Raw genomic sequence first — 18,383 nt, 5'->3', positions numbered from 1 at the left:
TCGCTCCCTACTTGCCCGTGGCCGGTTTGATACGGGCGGCGACCCAGCCGCCGTCCGGGTCGAGCCAGATGGAGGGCGCGGCGTAGAGATCGTCCTCGGTGGGATAGCCGGTGACCCGGTTCCCGTTGAATTCCTGCTCGTTCTGGGCGGAGAAGAGCGGGATCAGCGGCATGTCCTTGATGAATTCCCGCTGGATCCGGTGGTACCAGGGCTTCTGCTTTTCGAGATCGGTGGTGGCGCCGATCTCGTCGAGGGCCTTGTCGATCGCGGGGTTGGCGTAGCGGCCGAAATTGCCGACGTTGGTGGACTCGCCGATCTTCGGGGGAATCGAGCTGTCCAGCATCTGGGCGTAGTAGGCGCGGGGATCGGGGGTGTATCCGGCGTTGTCGAGCAGCAGCTGGAACTGGCCGCGGGCCCGGTTGTTGGACCACTGGCTGTAGGACTCGGGTTTGACGACGAGTTCGATACCGGCCTTCCTCAGCTGGTCCTTGGCCATCTGGGCCACGCTGATGTAGTCGGTCCAGCCGGAGACGAGTTCAACGGTCACCGAGAGTTTACGGCCGTCCTTCCGCCACATTCCACCGGCGCCCTTGGCGTATCCGGCGGCGGTCAGCTGGCGGTCGACCTCGTCCTGGCCGGTCTCGATGGTCGCGTCCTTCAGGGACGGGTCGAGAACGGCCCGGTAATTGGGGAGCAGCAGCGCCATGGGGTTGGCCGCGGGCGCCTGGCCGTCGTACACGCTCCGGTTCATGAAGTCCCGGTCGAGCGCCGCGCTGATCGCCTTGCGGACATGGACGTCGGCGGTCGGACCGCGCTGGGCGTTGGGCACCAGGGAAGTGGTCGCCAGTGGGATATTGACCAGGTCGTACTTCTTGTTCTTGGCGAGATAGTTCTTCTTGATCTCGGGGATGAAGCCGCCCGCCCAGTCGATCTGACCGGAGGTGACGGCGGCGTTGGCGGCGTTGTTCCCGGTGAAGTTGCGATACCGCATGATCTTGAAGTGTGGAAGGCCCTTGATGTAGTAGTCGTTCCGCGCGACGAGATCCATGGTCGTGCCCTTGACGGATTTCACCTTCCAGGGGCCGGTGCCCACCGGATCGGTGTTGAGTGTGGTCGTCTTCTCCTTGGCGGAGAGCTTGGACCAGATGTGCCTGGGCAGCATCTTCAGCTTGCCGAGGACGAAATACTCCTTGGCGTAGGCGGACTTGGTGAAGGTGATGACCACGGTGTTCCGGCCCTCGGCGGTCGCGGTGGCCACGGGGAGGGCGTATTGGTTCAGCGCCTTGTTGTCCCGCGTCATCTCGAAGGTGTAGGCCACGTCCTCGGCGGTGAACGGCTTGCCGTCGCTCCAGGTCACCTTGGGCCGCAACTGGACGCGCAGCGACTTCCCGCCGTCCGACCAGGTGTACTTGGTGGCCAGCCAGGGGTCGACATCCCCGGTTCTGGCCGCGTTGAAGTGGAACAGCGGCTCGTAGATCATTCCGTTGGTCGCCTGGAGCGGCTGTGGGGCGTACGGATTGAAGTTGCGGACGAAGTTGCCGGTGGAGCCGGTGGACACGGTGAGCACGCCGCCCGCTCCACCGCCGCCCGAGCCGCCCCCGCCGCAGGCGGCGAGCGTTCCGGTGAGGGCGAGCGCGGCCCCCGCGGCGAGCGCGCGGCGCGGACCGGCCGTTGTTCCCACGGTCATGGTGTCCCCTCGTTTCCTGACGCGATGTGGCGTTACGCGAGCGAAGGACGGCCGCCGGACGGTGGTCCGCACACCCCGGCGCCGTGAAATTAAGGGCGGCCGGAAGAGGGTGTCAAGAGAGCTCGCACGGCCTCATCACTGAACCGGGACAGTCGAATATGTCGAATCCCCAGGTCCGGCCGTAGAACGGCCACTTGATGGGGCTTGTCTCCTGGATTCGGCCCCGGATCGCGAAAGGTACGGAGGGTGTCGGCGAGGTTGACACTAAACCGGTAAAGCAATTCACTGCTTGAGCCAGCGGCATGCCCGTCCGCACCGTTCACCGGTTCGCACCGTCCGCACCGTCCGCACCGTTCACCGGTTCGTACCGTCCGCCGGTTCGCCGTCTCGCCGTCTCGCCGTCGCCCCCGTCCGAGGGAGTCCTCCGCCGATGCAGCGTCCTTCCGCCCGGCTCACCGCGCACGACCGCCCCGTCATCTGGCTCGGCGCCAACTACTGGTCCCGGACCGGAGGTCCGCTGATGTGGCGGTCGTACGACGGGGAGGTGGTCGACGCCGAACTGCGCGTCCTGCGCGACCATGGCATGACCATGACCCGGTCGTTCTTCTACTGGCCGGATTTCATGCCCGCCCCCGACCGGCTGGACGAGGAGATGTGCGCCCGCTTCGCCGACTTCCTCGACCGCCACCACACCCTCGGCATGACCACCGTGCCCACCTTCCTCGTCGGCCATATGTCCGGCGAGAACTGGGATCCCGCCTGGCGCGGCGACCGCGATCTGTACGGCGACGTCTGGCTGGTCGCCCGGCAGGCGTGGTTCATCCGGGAGACCGTGCGGCGCTTCGCCGCCCACCCCGCCGTGGCCGCCTGGCTGGTCTCCAACGAGATGCCGATCTACGGCCGCCCGCCGGGCGAACCCCCGGCCGCGCGCGAGGCCGTCGCCGCCTGGGCGCAGCTCGTCGTGGACGCCGTACGGGCCGGCGGCGGCACCCAGCCCGTCTCGCTCGGCGACGGCGCGTGGGGCCTGGAGAACTCCGGCCAGGACAACGGCTTCCGGCTCCGCGACACCGCCGAACTGTGCGACTTCCTGGGCCCGCACGTCTACCGCATGGAGGACGACCCGGTGCGCCAGCACTACGCGGCGGCCTGGGTGTGCGAGCTGACCGGCACGTATCGACGGCCGGTGGTCCTGGAGGAGTTCGGGGTCAGCTCCGACTTCGCCTCCGACCGCGGCGCCGCCCGCTACTACCGGCAGACGCTGCACAACAGCCTGCTGGCCGGGGCCACCGGCTGGATCGCCTGGAACAACACCGACTACGACCAGCTTCGCGAGCAGGACCCCTACCGGCACCACGCCTTCGAGCTGCACTTCGGCCTGACGACCGCGGAGGGCGAGCCGAAACCGCAGCTGGAGGAGGTACGGGCGTTCGCCGGGACGCTGCGCGCGGTGGACTACGAGCGCTGTACGCGCGCCGGAACCGACACCGCCCTCCTGGTCTCCTCGTACCTCGACACCGTCTACCCGTTCACCCGCGCCGAGGACCGTACCCATGTCCAGCGGACCTGCCGTCAGGCGTGGGTCGCCGCGCGGCTGGCGGACGCACCGGCGGCGGTGGTCCGCGAGAGTGACGGAACGCTGGATTCCGAGGAGGCGTCGGGGGTGCGGCTGTGGCTCGTCCCCTCCACCAAACAGCTGCTCTCACCGACCTGGTACGCGCTGGACCGGCTGGCCCACGAGGGCGCCACCGTCTATGTCTCCTACTCCCCCGGCGCCCACGACGAGCAGCGCGGACCGTGGTACGCGCATCTGGGAGCGCTCTTCGGCGTCCGCCACCAGCTCGACTACGGCCTGGTCAACCCCATCGAGGACGACGAGGTGACGTTCACCCTCACCCGGGCGTTCGGCACCCTCGCCGAGGGGGCCCGGCTCACCTTCCGCACCGCGGACACCGGCAACGGCCGGGTCTTCCTCCCCGTCGAACCGGACGGCGCCGAGATCCTCGCGGTGGACGGCCGCGGCCGCCCGGCACTGCTGCTGCGCCGGACCGGGGCCGGGTCGGTGGTCTTCTGCACCTATCCGGTCGAGCACATGGCGGCGGTCACCCCGCGCGTCAACCCCGAGGCCACCAGCGCCCTCTACGACGCGCTCGCCGCCCACGCGGTCGTCCGCCGCCCGGTCACCGTGGCGGACCCCCGGGTCGCGGTGGACCGGCTGGTGCACGAGGACGGCCGGGTCTTCGTCTGGCTGGTCAGCCAGGCGCGGGCGGAGCTGAAGGTCAAACCGGCGGTCGCGGACGGCACCCGGCTGCTCTCCCTGGAGGGCGCGTCGGCGGACACGGTCGTCCTGCCGCCGTACGGGGTCCGAGTGCTACGGCTCGCGACCGCCACCCGCCACGAGGTGCCCGGCGGATCGTGACGCCTGCGGCGGGCTGTCCCCCTCCCCGCCCCTTCCCGATGCCAGGCTTCGCCGCGTGGGGCGCCGCCACCGGGGGCGCCACCGCCGGGGGGCTCCGCCGTCGCGGGCGCCACCGCAGGGGGAGGGCGCCACCGCAGGGGGAGGGCGCCACCGCGTGAGGAGGCTTCGCCGCGTGGTGGGGCTCCACCGCGCGTTGGGGGCTCCGCCGCCGGGGAGCCGCCACTGGGGGCCGCGCCGCCGCCGGGAGGCCGCCGCCGGGGCTCCGCCCCAGGTCTCGGGGGCTGGGGCGGAGCCCCGGTTTCGGGAAGGGGCGGGGAGGGGGGAAGCGTCGGTATGCGGCTCCGCCGCGTGGCCCGCCGGATTCCCCCTAGCCGCCGCCCGCCGGCGTTACGCGCCCGCCCGCCCGCTCGCGCAGTCGGGCCGCGGACCGGGCCAGCCGTATCGTGCCGACCACCGGCAGGGTGAGCGCTATCAGCAGGGAGGCCACGAACGCGGGGGCGCTGATCCCGTCGAGCGCCAGGGAGAGCGCCACCGCCAGCACCGGCACCGTCACCAGGGGCGACAGAACGAACAGCGTGGCCTGCCGCTTCTCGCGCCGGACCCATGGCGCGGACCGCCACAGCCGGACGAGCGCGCCGAGGGCGGCGACCAGCCCCAGGGGTATGCCCACGCCCGGGACCAGGCACAGCGGTACGGGCAGCACGGCGAGACCGAGCGTCACCCAGGTGGCACCGGCGTCCTCCGGCTCGGGCGGAATGCTGCCGGACTCCTCGGCCAGCGCGTCCGCCGCGATCTCCTCCGGGGTTCCGATCCAGTCGAGCACCTGCCGCACCCGCTCATCCCCGATCGCGGAATCACCGTCCCCGGCGGCATCCTCGGCGAGGTCGTCCGCGAGCGCCGCCGCGATCTCCTCGCGCAGATCCTCCAGCAACTCCTCCCGCCACGCGGCGGGAAGCGCCGCGGTCAGCCGCTCGACCGAGGACAGAAAGGTCCGCACGAGGGGGTGGCTGAGGGGGCTGCTCATGTCGTCTCTCCGGGGGCGAGGAAACGGTCACCGGTCCAGGGCATTACAACCGGCATCCGTCAGCGTGTAGCACCCGCACGAGGGCCGCGCCCGGATTCGCGCAAATGCGCATCCCGCTGTGTTCGACAGGCTAATGGGCGAGGCTCATGGCGAGGCTAATGGGCCGTCGCTCCCCCCGCGCCACGGGTCATGACCCGGTCCAGTTCGGTCCCGGTGAGCCCGTCGGGCAGCGGGGCGGTGTCGGGGCGGGCGCGCAGACCGTCCAGGACGAGCGCGGCGACACGGCGGGCGGCGCGCCCCCAGGCGTCGGACGGGAGTTGGGCGTGGGCGAGCATCGCGCCGGTGACGACGAGGTCGGCGGCGGTGGCGTCGGGGCGGATCGAGCCGTCGCCGACACCCCGCTTCAGGACCGCGGCCAGCGACCGGGAGATCCGCGAACCGAGGGGGTCGGCCTCGTCCGCCAACGGCGGGCCGGGGAGGCCGGAGTCCGCGAAGGACGGGGTGGGCGCGCCGGGCACGCCGGGCAGACCGGGCACGCCGGGCGCGCCGAGCAGCGGCAGGGCGAGATGGTGCCGTTCGGCCAGCAGCCCGTGCAGGAAACCGGCCAGCGCGTCCAGCGGCGGTGCCGCGCTGTCCTCGGCCTCCTGGGCGAGGGCGGCCACGAGCTCGTAGGAGCGGTGCACGACGGCCGCGTACAGCTCCTCGCGGTCGGCGAAGTTCCGGTACAGCGTGGCGATGCCGACCCCGGCCTCCCGCGCCACCACCTCCAGCGGCACGGCGGGCCCGTCACGGAGCAGGACCCGCTCGGCCGCGTCGAGGAGGGCGGCACGGTTGGCGACGGCGTCCGAGCGGCGGCGCGCGGGCTGGGCGGGACTCATGAGGCCATCTTCCCGCTCCGGGCCCGGCGGAAGCGCGACGGACGCGAGAGTCGTACGGGGATGCCCAGTTTTTCAGCCGCTCTGTCGCTCTCGTGTCCGCCGTCGCGTCACCGCCGCATCATCGCTTCATCCACTCGTCCTCGTACTTCTTGTACGTACCGTCGTGGGTGGCCAGGTGGACCCACTGGTCGACGTACTCCTTGAACTGGGCGTCGCCGCGCGGCAGTACGTACGCCTTCTCGGAGAAGGAGAACGGCTCATCGGGGTGGACCGCGCACAGTTCCGGGTGGATCGCGGACTGATAGCGGGTCTCGCTGGCGTCCGTCATCATCACATCGGCGCGGCCCGCGATGATCTCGTCGAAGATCGTGGTGTTGTCCGGATGGACGGTGAGGGTGGCCCGTTTGACATGGGCTCGGGCGAACTGCTCATTGGTGCCGCCCGGGTTGACCACGACTCGTACGCCCGGCTGGTCGATCTCCTCCAGCGTCCGGTACTTGTCCTTGTCCTCGCAGCGCACGATCGGCGTCTTGCCATCGGTGAGGTAGGGCTCGCTGAAGGACGCCTTACGGGCGCGGGCCAGGGTCACCGACACCCCGCCCATGCCCACGTCGCAGCGCCCGGCGGCGAGGTCGTCCACCAGGGTGGCCCAGGTGGTGGGGACGTACTTCGGTTTGGCGTCCAGGCTCTTGGCGAGGTCCCCGGCCATCTTGATGTCGATACCGGTGTAGGCCCCGGACTTGGGGTCGCGATGGCTGAAGGGCCGGTAGTCGCCCGTGGTGCACACCCGCAGCACCCCGCGGTCGGGCACCCGGTCCAGCAGGGTGCCGCGCTGCTGCCGGGCGCGCTCGGCGGCGCTCGCCCGCGCCGACTCGGCCTTCGGCTCGGGCTTCGAGGTCGTGCCGACGGCCAGCGCCGAACCGGCGGCGGTGGCGGCGAGCACGGCGGCGAGGGCGGACAGCGTGACGGTACGTCTCACGGCACCTCCTGGGCGCGGGCGGGCGGCCGCCGGTGACGCCTGCGGCGGGCAGCTCCCCGCCCCGCCCCTTCCCGCAGCCCCGATATGCGGCTCCGCCGCATGGCAGGGGCTTCGCCCCTGGACCCCGGGTCCGGGGCGGAGCCCCCCACGCGGCGGAGCCGCATATCGTCAGGTGTCGGGAAGGGGCGGGGCGGGGAAAGCATCGATATGCGGCTCCGCCGCATGGCCCGCCGGGCGCCCCGGAGCCGCGTGATCAACATAGCTCAGGGTGGCAGAAGTCCCGGCCCACGGGAAGCCATTGACCACCGGATGGGATACGCGGGAGTCGTGTACCGCCGTCAGTAAAGCTCGTGCGGCGAGTCCAGCGGGGGCGCCACATCCGCGAGGCGGGCCAGCAGTTCGGCGGCGCGCTTGCCCACGGTGTCCCGGTCGCCCTCGGACAGCGCCGAGCCCATTCCGCAGGCGACGGCCCCGGCCGCGATCCAGTCCGGGGCCTCGGCCAGCGTCACACCGCCGGTGGGGACCACGGCGGCCTGCGGCAGCGCGGCCCGTACATCGCTGACCCATCTGGGCCCGTAGGCGGAGGCGGGGAAGAGCTTCAGGGCGTCCGCGCCCAGCTCCATCGCGCGGACCGCCTCGGTGGGTGTGGCCACGCCGGGGAAGACCGGCAGACCGTAGCGGTGGCCGGTGCGGATGACCTCCTGGTCCAGGCTCGGCGAGACGAGGAAGCGGGCGCCCGCGTCCACCGCCATCCGGGCCGAGGCGCCATCGAGCACCGTGCCCGCGCCGATCACCGCGTCATCACCGACCTCCCGGATCAGGGTGGTGACCGCCTCCAGGGCGAAGGGCGTGGTCAGCGAGATCTCCAGGCTGGTGATACCGGCCGAGAGCAGGCTGTCCGCCGTGGCGTGGGCGTGGTCGTAGCTGTCGCTACGGACGATGGCGAGGACGCGCTGTGCGAGCGCGGCCCGGGTGATCTCCCAGCGGTACACGGCGGTCGCCGCCTTTCCTTTCCCAAGTGCTGCTGGCGATGCCGCCCCGGATTGCCTCCGGGATATGCGGCGGTTTCGGTGTGCGGTGGACGATACGCGGTGCTGTGTGCGCTTGGTGGATCGGTATCTGGGTTGTCCGTCTTACCGTTGCTGCTCTGTGTTGTTGTGACGTACGCGGCCCCGCGCTCTCCAGGGGTCCCGCGCTCTCCGGCGGCCCCGCATTCTCCGGGCGGGCCGTGGTTGCCGCGGCCGGTTCAGCGGTACACCGCGTCCCCGCCCTTGGACAGCTCGGCGAGCGCCCGGTCCCGCGCGGCGGCGGTGGGCAGCCCGTCCGTATCGGTGGCGGCCTGGACGACCAGGGCGGCCACGCACGCCGCCTCGGCGAGCGCCTGGTCCTCGTGCAGCCCGCGCAGCCGCGCCGACAGATAGCCGGCCGCGAAGCCGTCACCGGCACCGATCGGATCGACGACCGGCACCGCATGGGGCGACTGGTCCCAGCCGCCGCCCGCGGTGAGGACGGTCGAGGAGTGGTCGGTGCGCTTGATCACGACCTCGGCGGCCCCGCCGCGCAGCAGCTCCCGCGCGGCCTCGTCGGCGGGTTGGGCGGTGAGCAGCTCCAACTCCTCCTCCCCCGCGAGGACGATGTCCGCCTCGCGCAGCAACGGGCCCGCCGTCTGGGCCCATTGCGCCGCGCCGCCCAGCTTGTGCCGTACGTTCGGATCGAAGGACACCTTGGCCCCGGCCGCACGGGCCAGCTCCACCAGGCGGCGGCTGGCGGCCGCCGCGGTCGGCGAGAGCATCGGCGTGATCCCGGACAGATGCAGCAGTTGGGTGCCTTCGAGGGCCTCGGGGCGTATCTGCTCGGGCGTCAGCCGGGAGGCGGCCGAGCCCATGCGGTAGTACTGCACATCGATGGCGCGGTACGCATGGCTGTCCCGCATCAGCAGCCCGGTGGGGGCGTGGTCGTCCACGATCGCGTGGGCGACGTCCACACAGTCGGCGCGCAGCTCGCGCAGCACCGCCTCCCCCGCCGGGTCGGCGCCGACCCGGCCGAGCCAGCGCACCCCGTGGCCGAGCCGGGCGAGGCCCACGGCCACATTGGATTCGGCTCCCGCCACCGACCTGCGGAAATGCACGGCCCGGTCCAGCGGAACCCCGGGCTCGGCGAGCAGGAGAAGCATTGCCTCCCCGCACGTGACCACTTCCGGACCCTTCGCCACCATGCCTCCCCGCACATCCGCTGCTACCGAGACGGTATCGGGAAGCAACGACAATGGCCCGCGCGGGGTTCCCGGGGTCCGCGGCCGATACGCGGCCGATACGGGACGGGCGACGCGGAGGGCGGGACGCGAGGCGGCGCGGAGTGCGGGCGGGCAAAGCACCGCGGCCGCCGCCCCGGTGGGGGCAGCGGCCGCGGTTGCGGGGGGTGGCGGTCTTGCGGGGGGTGGCGGTCTTCGGCGGGGGCCGCGTCAGCAGCCGCGGTCCACCAGGTCGAACGACGCGTAGTGGTCCGCGGTGTAGTAGTCCTCGTCCGTCTGCTTGCCGGTGACGATGCGCCGGGCGCCACGGTCGTCGGAGCCCGGGGTGATCACGGTGTACTCGTGGTAGTAGCCGGAGGACTGGGACGGAAGGACGCCTTCACGGTTCTGGAAGACGGTGCCGTCCTGCGGGAACGGGTAGGGGCCGCCCTTCTCGATCAGGTCCAGGGTGTCATGGGCCTGGGAGGGCAGATCCGAGTAGCAGATATCGCCAACGGCGGCGATGACCTGCGACGACGCAATGGTCTGCGACGACGCGACGCTCTGCGATCCCGCCGGGGTGACAGCGGTGGCCGCGGTGGCCGCGCCGCCGATGAGCAGCGTCGAGACGAGGGCGCCGAGGGCACCGATGCGGGCGATCCGTGGGGGGATTGTCATAGACATAGCATGACGCGCGTAGACCCTGTCGTGTCAATGCCAAGTGACGGCCGTTCTCCGGGAGTTCACAGGAACTGCGCGAAGCGTCAGAAGAGGTAACGAAAACGTAACCCATCGCCTCTGCCGGGGGCGGCGCCGTCTCTCTTGCCTATGAGGCAAACTTTTTGCCTCATAGGTTAAGGCTGGCTATACCGGAGACATGAACCCGCTCCCCCACGGGCCCGCCGAGAGGCCCACGGGCGGACCGGCCGACGGTGACCCCGGCGGACCGTCCGCCGAGCTGCCCACCGTCGCTCCCCGCCTGCGTGACCTGCGGCGACGTAGCGGTCTGACGCTCGAGGCCGCCGCCCAGCGCGTCGGGCTCTCCCCCGCGCATCTGTCGCGGCTGGAGACGGGCCGCCGCCAGCCCTCGCTCCCGATGCTGCTGGCCCTGGCCCGTACCTACGGAACCACGGTATCCGACCTGCTGGGTGAGGTGCCCGCGGAGCGGGACCCGGTCGTACGGGCCGACCGCATGGAGGCGCAGGAGGCGGGTGGCTGGACCTACTGGCAGGCCGGCGGCTCCGGCCGGGCCATGCAGGCGCTGCGGCTGCACGTACCGGAGCGCTCCGCCGCCCAGGAGGACCTGGTGCGGATCCACCCCGGCGAGGAGTGGCTCTACGTCCTGGGGGGCCGGTTGCGGCTGACGCTCGGCGAGACCGTGCACGCCCTCTCCGCGGGCGACGCGGCCCACTTCGACTCGCTCACCCCGCACCGCATCGCCGCCGCCTCGCCCGGCGGCGTGGATCTGCTCTTCGTCCACACGCTGCTGCAAAGCGGCGCGGCCGAGCTGTGCCTCGGCGACGCCGCTCGCCGAGGAAGGCCCGGTACGCCATGAAGGACGCGAACGACATGAGTGCGACCGATGCGACCGGCACGACCGGTGCCCCGACGACCCCCGCGACGCCGGCCCGGACCGGCCCCAACGAGGAGGACCGGGCGCCGATGACGTTCACGGTGCGGGTCTTCATCTACCTCGTGGGCGTCCACTTCATCGCCGCGTTTCTCTTCTTCCTCTTCTATGTGGCGGGCGCGAAGTAGGCGGTGGCCCTAGGGGCTGCGGCCCGGGGCCCGGGGGTTCGGGGACCCGGCCGTCACCCCGAGTGGGTGGAGAACAACCCGCCCGCCCGGTGAACTTCTCCAGGTTGGCTTCCTCCCCCTCCTGGAGGGGGATTCCTATGGCTCGCGCCGTAGGGGTTTCTGCTTCATCGCCGACTGCCCGCCCGGAGTTCTCCGTTGAGGTCTTACACCAGCTCCACAGACAGACGCCGTCAGCCCGACGGCCAAGATGTTCTTCGCCGCGTTCACGTCCCGGTCGTGGGTCGTCCCGCAGTCGCACGTCCAGGTGCGGACGTGCAGCGGCATCCCGTCCTGCAAGCTGCCGCAGACGGAGCAGAGCTTGGAGGAGGGGAACCAGCGGTCGATGGCGATCACTTCGCGGCCATACCACTGGGCCTTGTACTCCAGCATGCTCCGGAACTCCGACCAGGCCGCGTCACTGATGGCCCTGGCCAGCTTTCCGTTCTTCACCATGTTCCGAACGGCGAGATCCTCGATCACGATCGTTTGGTTTTCACGAACGAGCCGAGTAGTGAGCTTGTGCAGGTGGTCACGTCTGCGGTCGGCGATGCGGGCGTAGACCTTGGCGACCTTCCGGCGGGCCCTGGCCCGGTTCGCTCCCTCGCCCTTGGCCTTGCGGGCAAGCTGCCGCTGGGCCCTGGCCAGGCGTGCGCGGTCGCGCCGCTCGTGCCGGGGGTTGGAGACCTTCTCCCCGGTCGACAGAGTCAACAGGTGGTCCAGTCCGGCGTCTATGCCGACGGCCCGTTCGATGGCCGGGAACGGCTGAACGGACGGGTCCTCGCACAGCAGGGACACGTACCAGCGCCCGGCCGCGTCCTGGGACACGGTCACCGTGGACGGCGACACACCCTCGGGGAGCGGACGGGACCACACGATGTCCAGCGGTTCCGCCATCTTCGCCAGGGTCAACTTGCCGTCCCGGAACCGGAACGCGCTGGTGGTGTACTCCGCGCTCTTGCGGGACTTCTTCCGCGACTTGAAGCGCGGGTACTTGGAGCGCTTGGCGAAGAAGCTGGTGAACGCTGCCTGGAGGTGGCGCAGCGCCTGCTGGAGTGGGACCGAGGAGACGTCGTTGAGGTACGCCAGTTCCTCGGTCTTCTTCCAAGCCGTCAGCATCGCCGACGTCTGGTTGTAGTTCACCCGCTCCTGCCGCGTCCACGCCTCCGTGCGGGCCGCAAGGGCAAGGTTGTAGACCTTCCGCACGCAACCGAAAGTGCGCGACAGTTCGGCTGCCTGCACATCAGTCGGATGGAAGCGGTACTTGAACGCCCGCTTCACGTGGGTGGCCTTCATGGTTCACATACCAGCCCATCAACTTGTGACCACCTGCGGGTGGTTGGAGGCGGACGCCGGTCCGCCCTGGCGGCGAACGGGCTTACCCTGCCCCGCTCCGCAGGGGTTCGATTCCTCCCCCGCCTGAAGGGGGAGTCCTCGAAAGGACTTCGATAAACCGGTCGAGCGGCTGTGGCATGCGGCGACCCTGCTGCGCGAGCACCGCGGCGACGGCCATGTCGCGGCCCTCGTCGCCGCCGGTCTCGACGGCTGCGAAGCCCTCGTCCTCCGTTCCGCCGTGGGCATCCCCCGCACCGAGCTCCAGCCCCACCGCGGCTGGACCGACCAGGAGTGGGACGCCGCCGCCCAGCGCCTGACCGACCGCGACCTGCTCACCCCGGACGGCGCCGCGACGGAGCCCGGACGCGAACTGCTCCGCACGGCCGAGACCGCCACGGACCAAGCGGCGGAACGCCCCTGGCGCCCGCTGACTTCCGAGCAGGTCGCAACCCTGGTCCGCCTCCTCACCCCCTCACCACCGCCCTCCGCTTCCCCAACCCGATCGGGCTCCCGAAGCCGACGGGGTGAGCGGCCACGCCAGGGGGCGCGCCGAGCGCGGGGTGACCGGAACGCCCGTGGTCAGTCCGCGATGCCCTGCATCGGGGCCCAGAACTCCTCGAACGACATCGTGCCGTCGCCGTCCATGTCGAGTACGTCGATGAATCGCTGCGCCTGTTCGTCGGTGAGGTGCTCGCCGCGCAGCTCGGCGACGACCTGCTGGTATTCCTTGGCGGTTATCTGCCCGTCGGCATCGAGGTCGTATGCGTCAAAGACCTTGCGCGCGGCCGCTTTCATGTCCACCACGGTGAGCTCGCCTTTCCTCGCTGGATGTTGTGCGATGCTACTGCGCACTGATCGCCTACAGCACGCCCAGAGCGGGGTGGGACTCGGTACGGTCCAGCAGCGGCACGCCGTCCGGCACTTGGGCCGTCTCGGCCAGGAGCGGTTCGGCTCGGCGGTCGAGAACTTCGCAGTTCATCCGCCAAGTGGCCCTCATCGATACCCTGCTCGGGGAACCCGCCAGGTCGTCAGGCGGCGATGGCCGGCCGGGACCGGATCGGAGCCGGAGTGGTGCGTCCGGGAAGGGGCCCGCGGAGTGAGCGCTGAGGCGGCTGCCATCAATCTCGGGCGGACGGTCGCGAACCGCGTCGTGCGGTTATGGCTCGAACCGCGCCGGCGCGAGCAGGAGAGCCGGATGGAGATGTCCGCCCTGGTGCGGCGGCGGGTGCCGGGGCTGCGGGCGCAGCGGGGTGTGGAGCGGCAGTTCGAGCAGATCGCGGACGCCGTGGCGGCGCGGCTGGAGCCCATGTGCGGCCATGAGTTCCGCGGTCTGGAGGAGGGCGGGCGGCGGGCGGCGCTCGACGCCGTGACGGCGGCCTTCGGCCGCGCGGACCTGTCCGACGAGGCGATCCTCGGGTCCGACGCCAACCCCGCCGAGCTGGCCCGCCGGGTGCGGGCCTCCGCTCCTCCGCCCGCCGGGCTGGGCGAGGCGGCCACGCACTTCTACGAGCTGGTGCTGGCCGGGTGCTGCGACTGCTATGTGCGGATCCTCCAGCGGCTCCCGGTCTTCACCGAGCGCGGGATCGCCGAACTGCTGGGGCGGGTCGGCGAGCTCGGCCCCGAGCTGAGCCGGGTGCTGGGGCGGCTCCCCGTCCCGCCTACATCAGTCTGCGGGTCAGCGCGGATGAGGAGGGGCGGGCGGCGCGGAGGTCGTCGGGCGGTCCCGACCACCGGTTACGGACGGGCATCGGGTCGTGGGGCGGCGCGGAGCACGAGCCGGCGGCGACCGTACGGCTGGACCTCTCGCCCCTGGTCGGCCGCACGGCCCCGACGCAGCTCACCATCGAGGTGGGCACCACGCAGACCGTCACCGGGACCGAGCACCTCGGCCCCGGCATCCGAGTCCGCTACCTGTGAGGGGAGACAACGCTCAGCTGCCGCCCAGCTCCGCATGGCGTGCGGCCAGCCGCCGCGCGCCGTGCTCGGTCAGCGAGCCGTGCAGCCGTAGCCTGGCCACGCCGCCGTCCGGGTAGATGTCGATCCGGACGTGGGTCACCGGCGGGGCCGCGTCCAGGAGGAAGCGGTGGACCGTATCGGGCTGGAGGCGGGTGCGGGGCAGGAGTTCGGTCCAGGCCGGGGCCGTGTGGTCGGCCGGGTCCGCGCCGGTTGTCGCGTCGAGGCCGTACAGCGCCGCCCAGCCCGGTGCGTTGCCCTTGTAGCAGCCGGTGTCGATCTCCACGGCGCGGATGGACCCCTGGGCGGCGAGGCGGTAGCGGACCCAGTCGTGGCCCGTGTCCCGACGGCGGCGGGTCTCCCAGCCCTCGTCCATCCGGGTGGAGCGGCCCGGCCCGATGGAGTTGGCGGGCGGGGAGTAGAAGCGGTCGGAGGCGTCCTCGGCCACCCCGCCGTGCTCCAGCGCCACCAGGTCGAAGGTGCCGAGGGCGGTGAGCCACGCCGGGTCGGGGGCGGCCTCGCCGTGGACACGGAGGCGGGCGATGCCGCCGTCGGGGTACTGCTTGAGGCGGAGGTGGGTGAAGCGGCGGGAGCCGGAGACGGGGAAGCCGTTGGCCGCGTGGCCGCCGATCCGCGTACGGGGGACGAGCTCGGTCCATACGACGTCGTCGGCGAGGAGTTCCCCGGGGGACGGGGCGCCGTCCACCGCCGTCGCCTCGACGCTCACCGCCCACGGGTAGTTGCCGCGGAAGTGGGCGGTGTCGACGACGATGCCGTGGATGGCCCCGGGCGCGCCGAGTCGGATCAGGGCCCAGTCGTGGTCGTCCTCGGCCGGGTGCGGAGTGCCGGCCGAGGCCCCGCGCCGCCGCCGGGTCTCCCAGCCGTCCATGACCTTGCCCTTGTGGCCGAAGGACTCGGGGTCGAAGCGCGGCGCTTCGGGCCTCAGCAGATTCTCGCGCTCGGCGAAGAACTCGTCGTTGGCCGCGATCACGCTTCCGCCGAGCCGCCGGTCGGCCAGGTCCACGAGGTGGGTGAAGGGGAGGTCGGCGGTCCGGTAGTCGGCGTACGGGTCGCCACCGCCGTACGGGGCGGCGTCGCCGGTGAAGCGGGGGATCGGCGTGGTCATGTGCGGGGCTGCCTTTCCAGGAGTTGGCCGGTGGGTTCGGTCGGCGTGCCGTGGTCGGCGATCTTCCGGCCGCGCAGCCATGTGGACCGTACGACGCCGTACAGCGTTCTGCCCGCGTAGGCGGTGACCTGGTTGCGGTGGTGGAGGGCGGCGGGGTCGACGGTGAACGTCTCGTCCGGGGCGAGGACCGCGAAGTCGGCGTCGCGCCCGGCCTCGATGGCGCCCTTACGGTCGAGACCGACGAGCGCGGCGGGGCCGGTGGACATCCAGCGGGCCACGTCGTGGAGGGTGTGGCCGCGCCGCCGGGCCGCCGTCCAGACGGCGGGGAGCCCGAGCTGGAGCGAGGAGATGCCGCCCCAGGCCCGCCCGAAGTCGTCGACCTTGAGGTCGGCCGTACAGGGCGAGTGGTCGGAGACGACGCAGTCGATCTCCCCGGCCGCCAGGCCCGCCCACAGCGCGTCCTGGTTGGCGGCCTCCCTGATGGGCGGACAGCATTTGAACTCCGTGGCGCCGTCGGGGACTTCCTCGGCGGTGAGGGTCAGGAAGTGCGGGCAGGTCTCCACGGTGATCCGGACGCCCTCGCGCCGTGCGTCGGCGATCAGCGGCAGCGCGTCGGCGGACGAGAGGTGCAGGACGTGGACGCGGGCGTCCAGCTCGCGGGCGAGGGCGATGAGGCCCGCGATGGCCTCGTTCTCGGCGGCGCTCGGGCGGGAGGCGAGGAAGTCGGCGTAGCGCGGGCCGGTGGGCGGCGAGGCGCCGTCGATGAGGCGGGCGTCCTCGGCGTGGACGATGAGCAGTCCGCCGAAGCCCGCGATCTCGCGGAGGGCGGTCCGGAGCTGGTCGGGGGCGAGTGGCGGGAACTCGTCCACGCCGGAGGGGAGCAGGAACGCCTTGAAGCCGAGGACGCCCGCGTCGTGCAGCGGCCGCAGCTCCGGGGCGTTCCCGGGCACGGCGCCGCCCCAGAACCCGATGTCGACATGGGCCGACCGCCGGGCGACGGCCCGTTTGACCTCCAGGGCCGGGACGGTGGTGGTCGGCGGGACGCTGTTGAGCGGCATGTCGACGAGGGTGGTGACGCCGCCGGCCGCGGCGGCGCGGGTGGCGGAGCCGAACCCCTCCCATGCGGTGCGGCCGGGGTCGTTGACATGGACGTGGGTGTCGACGAGGCCGGGGAGGAGGACGTCGTCGCCGAAGTCCTCGAGCCGCGCCCCCGGCGGTACGGCGGTGTCGTACGGCAGGACGGCGGTGATCCTCCCCTCGGTGACGGACACGGCGACGGATGCCGAGCGCGGGCCGTCCGGTGCCATGACGCGGCGTGAGCGCAGCACCAGCTCCGGTTCGGGCTCCGGCTCCGAACGCGCTTCCGGATCCAGGTCGAACACCGTCACCAGCCTTTCGTCATACGGAATTGGCCTTCCATTGAATGCGGCAAGTCTTTACTCCGCCGCCGGGCGGGTCAAGACCCCACCCGTCGTGACCTGCGAGGTGACCTGCGATGGGATCAGCGTCTGGGCCATGGCGCCGCCGATCCTGGCCTTCGCGGTCCTCAGACCGTAGATACCCCCGGCGATGACCAGTCCGAAGCACCAGGAGAACGGGGCTACGTCCGCGAAGAACTTGACCAGCGCGAGCACCGCGGAGACGGCGGCCGCGGGCACGAAGGCGATGACGGCCTCGGGGTTGAAGCCCCGGCGGTAGTAGTACGCCCCCGCCTCGTCCGCGCTGAACAGGGCGTCGACATCGATCCGGCCGCGCCGCACCAGGTAGTAGTCGACCAGCAGGATCGCGACGAGCGGGCCGAGGAAGGCGCCGAGGCCGCCCAGGAAGTACTGGATGACGACCGGGCTGGAGTACAGCTTCCACGGCATCACGACGACCGCGAGCACCGCCGTGACCATGCCGCCGCGCCGGAAGTCCAGGTACTTGGGGGCGAGGTTGGCGAAGTCGTACGCCGGTGAGACGAAATTCGCCACGACGTTGATCCCGATCGTGGCGATCATGAAGGACAGCGCGCCGACCACCGTGACCACAGGGTTGTCGATCCGCGCGATGACATGGACCGGATCGGCGATCGCGGTGCCGAAGACCGAGATCGTGCCCGCCGTCATCAGCACGGAGACGACGGCGAAGGCGGTGAAGTTCACCGGCAGCCCCAGCAGATTGCCGCGCCGGTACGAGCGGTGGTCCGGGGTGAAGCGGGCGAAGTCGGCGTAGTTGAGCACCAGGGTGAGGAAGGTGGCCACGGTCAGGCTGACCGCGATCACGCTCTGGTGCAGCTGTTCGCCGCCGCTCAGCCCGGTCAGGCTACGGGTGAGCGAGATGTCGCCGCCCGCCTTGACCACCAGCCATACGGCGAGCACGAGCATGACCAGCCAGACCACCGGGCCGGTGGCGAAGTCCTGCACCTTGCGGATGAACTCCATGCCCCGGGTCAGCAGCACCGCTTGGAGCAGCCACATCACCAGGAACGCGATCCAGCCCAGGGTCGACAGGCCCAGGATGGAGTTGTGGTCGTACGCCGCGAGCCCCGGCGCGAGCTGGACACCGAGCAGGATGAGCGCCTCCGACGCCAGCCAGGTCTGGATGCCGTACCAGGCGACCGCCATCACGGCCCGGATCAGCGCCGGGACATTGGCGCCGTACACCCCCCAGCTGGCCCGCGCCAGGACCGGGAAGGGCACTCCGGTGCGGTGGCCCGCGTGGCCCATGCGGTTCATCAGCCAGTGGACGATGGTGATGCCGGCGAGCAGGGACAGGAACACCTCCCAGGTGGGCAGCCCGAGGACGAACAGGCTCGCCGCGAAGGCGTAGTTGCTGATCGCGTGGGTGTCCGACATCCACAGGGCGAAGATGCTGTACGTCCCCCAGTTGCGCTCCTTCGCGGGCGCGAGGTCCTCGTTGTAGAGGCGGGGGTCGGGCGATTGGGGTGCTGCCATGGTGCCCTCCGAGGGGGTGGTGCCG

Annotated in this window: 16 protein-coding genes and 1 pseudogene; 5 read left to right on the top strand and 12 right to left on the bottom strand. The window is 71.5% G+C overall.

The features are described 5' to 3' along the window. Positions 1-7: 7 nt before the first annotated feature. Positions 8-1,687: an ABC transporter substrate-binding protein gene (locus ACJX2R_RS37970; RefSeq protein ID WP_413103762.1), complete on the bottom strand. Its 1,680-nt coding sequence runs from the start codon at positions 1,685-1,687 to the stop codon at positions 8-10. 430 nt (positions 1,688-2,117) lie between these two features. Here ACJX2R_RS37970 and ACJX2R_RS37965 point away from each other — a divergent pair, with 430 nt between their 5' ends. After that, positions 2,118-4,103: a glycoside hydrolase 5 family protein gene (locus ACJX2R_RS37965; RefSeq protein ID WP_413103761.1), complete on the top strand. Its 1,986-nt coding sequence runs from the start codon at positions 2,118-2,120 to the stop codon at positions 4,101-4,103. A 367-nt stretch (positions 4,104-4,470) separates the two neighbouring features. On the opposite strand, the gene ACJX2R_RS37960 is transcribed toward ACJX2R_RS37965, so the two are convergent. The 6 genes from ACJX2R_RS37960 to ACJX2R_RS37935 all read right to left on the bottom strand — a co-directional run bounded on the left by ACJX2R_RS37960 (position 4,471) and on the right by ACJX2R_RS37935 (position 9,892). After that, complete coding sequence (locus ACJX2R_RS37960) at positions 4,471-5,127, bottom strand: HAAS signaling domain-containing protein (protein ID WP_413103760.1); 657 nt, start codon at positions 5,125-5,127, stop codon at positions 4,471-4,473. A 155-nt stretch (positions 5,128-5,282) separates the two neighbouring features. Next, complete coding sequence (locus tag ACJX2R_RS37955) at positions 5,283-6,005, bottom strand: TetR/AcrR family transcriptional regulator (protein ID WP_413103759.1); 723 nt, start codon at positions 6,003-6,005, stop codon at positions 5,283-5,285. A gap of 118 nt (positions 6,006-6,123) precedes the next feature. Further along, positions 6,124-6,984, bottom strand: coding sequence for a transporter substrate-binding domain-containing protein (locus ACJX2R_RS37950; RefSeq protein ID WP_413103758.1), 861 nt, complete (start codon positions 6,982-6,984; stop codon positions 6,124-6,126). A gap of 338 nt (positions 6,985-7,322) precedes the next feature. After that, positions 7,323-7,976 (bottom strand): bifunctional 4-hydroxy-2-oxoglutarate aldolase/2-dehydro-3-deoxy-phosphogluconate aldolase, encoded by a 654-nt coding sequence (locus ACJX2R_RS37945; protein ID WP_413103757.1) that lies wholly within the window; start codon positions 7,974-7,976, stop codon positions 7,323-7,325. A 254-nt stretch (positions 7,977-8,230) separates the two neighbouring features. Further along, positions 8,231-9,199, bottom strand: a complete 969-nt coding sequence (locus ACJX2R_RS37940) for a sugar kinase (protein ID WP_413103756.1) — start codon at positions 9,197-9,199, stop codon at positions 8,231-8,233. Between the two features lie 246 nt (positions 9,200-9,445). Beyond that, positions 9,446-9,892 (bottom strand): ribonuclease, encoded by a 447-nt coding sequence (locus tag ACJX2R_RS37935; protein WP_413103755.1) that lies wholly within the window; start codon positions 9,890-9,892, stop codon positions 9,446-9,448. A gap of 199 nt (positions 9,893-10,091) precedes the next feature. On the opposite strand from ACJX2R_RS37935, the gene ACJX2R_RS37930 reads away from it, so the two are divergent. Together ACJX2R_RS37930 and ACJX2R_RS37925 are read left to right on the top strand one after the other, a co-directional pair. Continuing rightward, on the top strand, positions 10,092-10,769 hold the full coding sequence (locus ACJX2R_RS37930) for a helix-turn-helix domain-containing protein (RefSeq protein WP_413103754.1): 678 nt from the start codon (positions 10,092-10,094) through the stop codon (positions 10,767-10,769). Positions 10,770-10,783: 14 nt separating this feature from the next. Next, a complete protein-coding gene (locus ACJX2R_RS37925; RefSeq protein WP_413103753.1) occupies positions 10,784-10,972 on the top strand; it encodes a DUF6126 family protein in 189 nt (62 codons plus the stop codon). Between the two features lie 135 nt (positions 10,973-11,107). Here the strand turns inward: ACJX2R_RS37925 and ACJX2R_RS37920 are convergent, their stop codons facing one another. Beyond that, positions 11,108-12,304 (bottom strand): RNA-guided endonuclease InsQ/TnpB family protein, encoded by a 1,197-nt coding sequence (locus ACJX2R_RS37920; RefSeq protein ID WP_413103752.1) that lies wholly within the window; start codon positions 12,302-12,304, stop codon positions 11,108-11,110. Between the two features lie 169 nt (positions 12,305-12,473). On the opposite strand from ACJX2R_RS37920, the pseudogene ACJX2R_RS37915 reads away from it, so the two are divergent. Next, positions 12,474-12,755, top strand: a pseudogene (locus tag ACJX2R_RS37915) (SCO6745 family protein); the annotation flags it as partial. A 167-nt stretch (positions 12,756-12,922) separates the two neighbouring features. On the opposite strand, the gene ACJX2R_RS37910 reads toward ACJX2R_RS37915, so the two are convergent. Further along, positions 12,923-13,138 carry an EF-hand domain-containing protein gene (locus ACJX2R_RS37910; RefSeq protein ID WP_413106041.1) on the bottom strand — a complete coding sequence of 72 codons (216 nt, stop codon included), beginning with the start codon at positions 13,136-13,138 and terminating at the stop codon, positions 12,923-12,925. Between the two features lie 301 nt (positions 13,139-13,439). Here ACJX2R_RS37910 and ACJX2R_RS37905 point away from each other — a divergent pair, with 301 nt between their 5' ends. After that, positions 13,440-14,351, top strand: coding sequence for a hypothetical protein (locus tag ACJX2R_RS37905; protein WP_413103751.1), 912 nt, complete (start codon positions 13,440-13,442; stop codon positions 14,349-14,351). Here ACJX2R_RS37905 and alc read toward each other — a convergent pair. The 3 genes from alc to ACJX2R_RS37890 all read right to left on the bottom strand — a co-directional run bounded on the left by alc (position 14,274) and on the right by ACJX2R_RS37890 (position 18,358). Next, complete coding sequence (gene alc, locus ACJX2R_RS37900; protein WP_413103750.1) at positions 14,274-15,422, bottom strand: allantoicase; 1,149 nt, start codon at positions 15,420-15,422, stop codon at positions 14,274-14,276. The two genes, ACJX2R_RS37905 and alc, sit on opposite strands and share 78 nt — an antisense overlap. Further along, entirely contained in the window at positions 15,419-16,729 is a 1,311-nt protein-coding gene (gene allB, locus ACJX2R_RS37895; protein WP_413106040.1) for an allantoinase AllB, read from the bottom strand. Before allB ends, alc begins: the two co-directional genes overlap by 4 nt. 129 nt (positions 16,730-16,858) lie before the next feature. Then, entirely contained in the window at positions 16,859-18,358 is a 1,500-nt protein-coding gene (locus ACJX2R_RS37890) for an NCS1 family nucleobase:cation symporter-1 (RefSeq protein WP_413103749.1), read from the bottom strand. Positions 18,359-18,383: the final 25 nt, after the last annotated feature.

This window comes from Streptomyces sp. Inha503 (assembly GCF_047215865.1).
In the GTDB taxonomy this organism is placed as follows: Bacteria; Actinomycetota; Actinomycetes; order Streptomycetales; family Streptomycetaceae; genus Streptomyces; species Streptomyces lycopersici.
The sequence above is the reverse complement of the archived record's forward strand: the minus strand, read 5'-3'. Positions and strand labels throughout refer to the sequence as shown.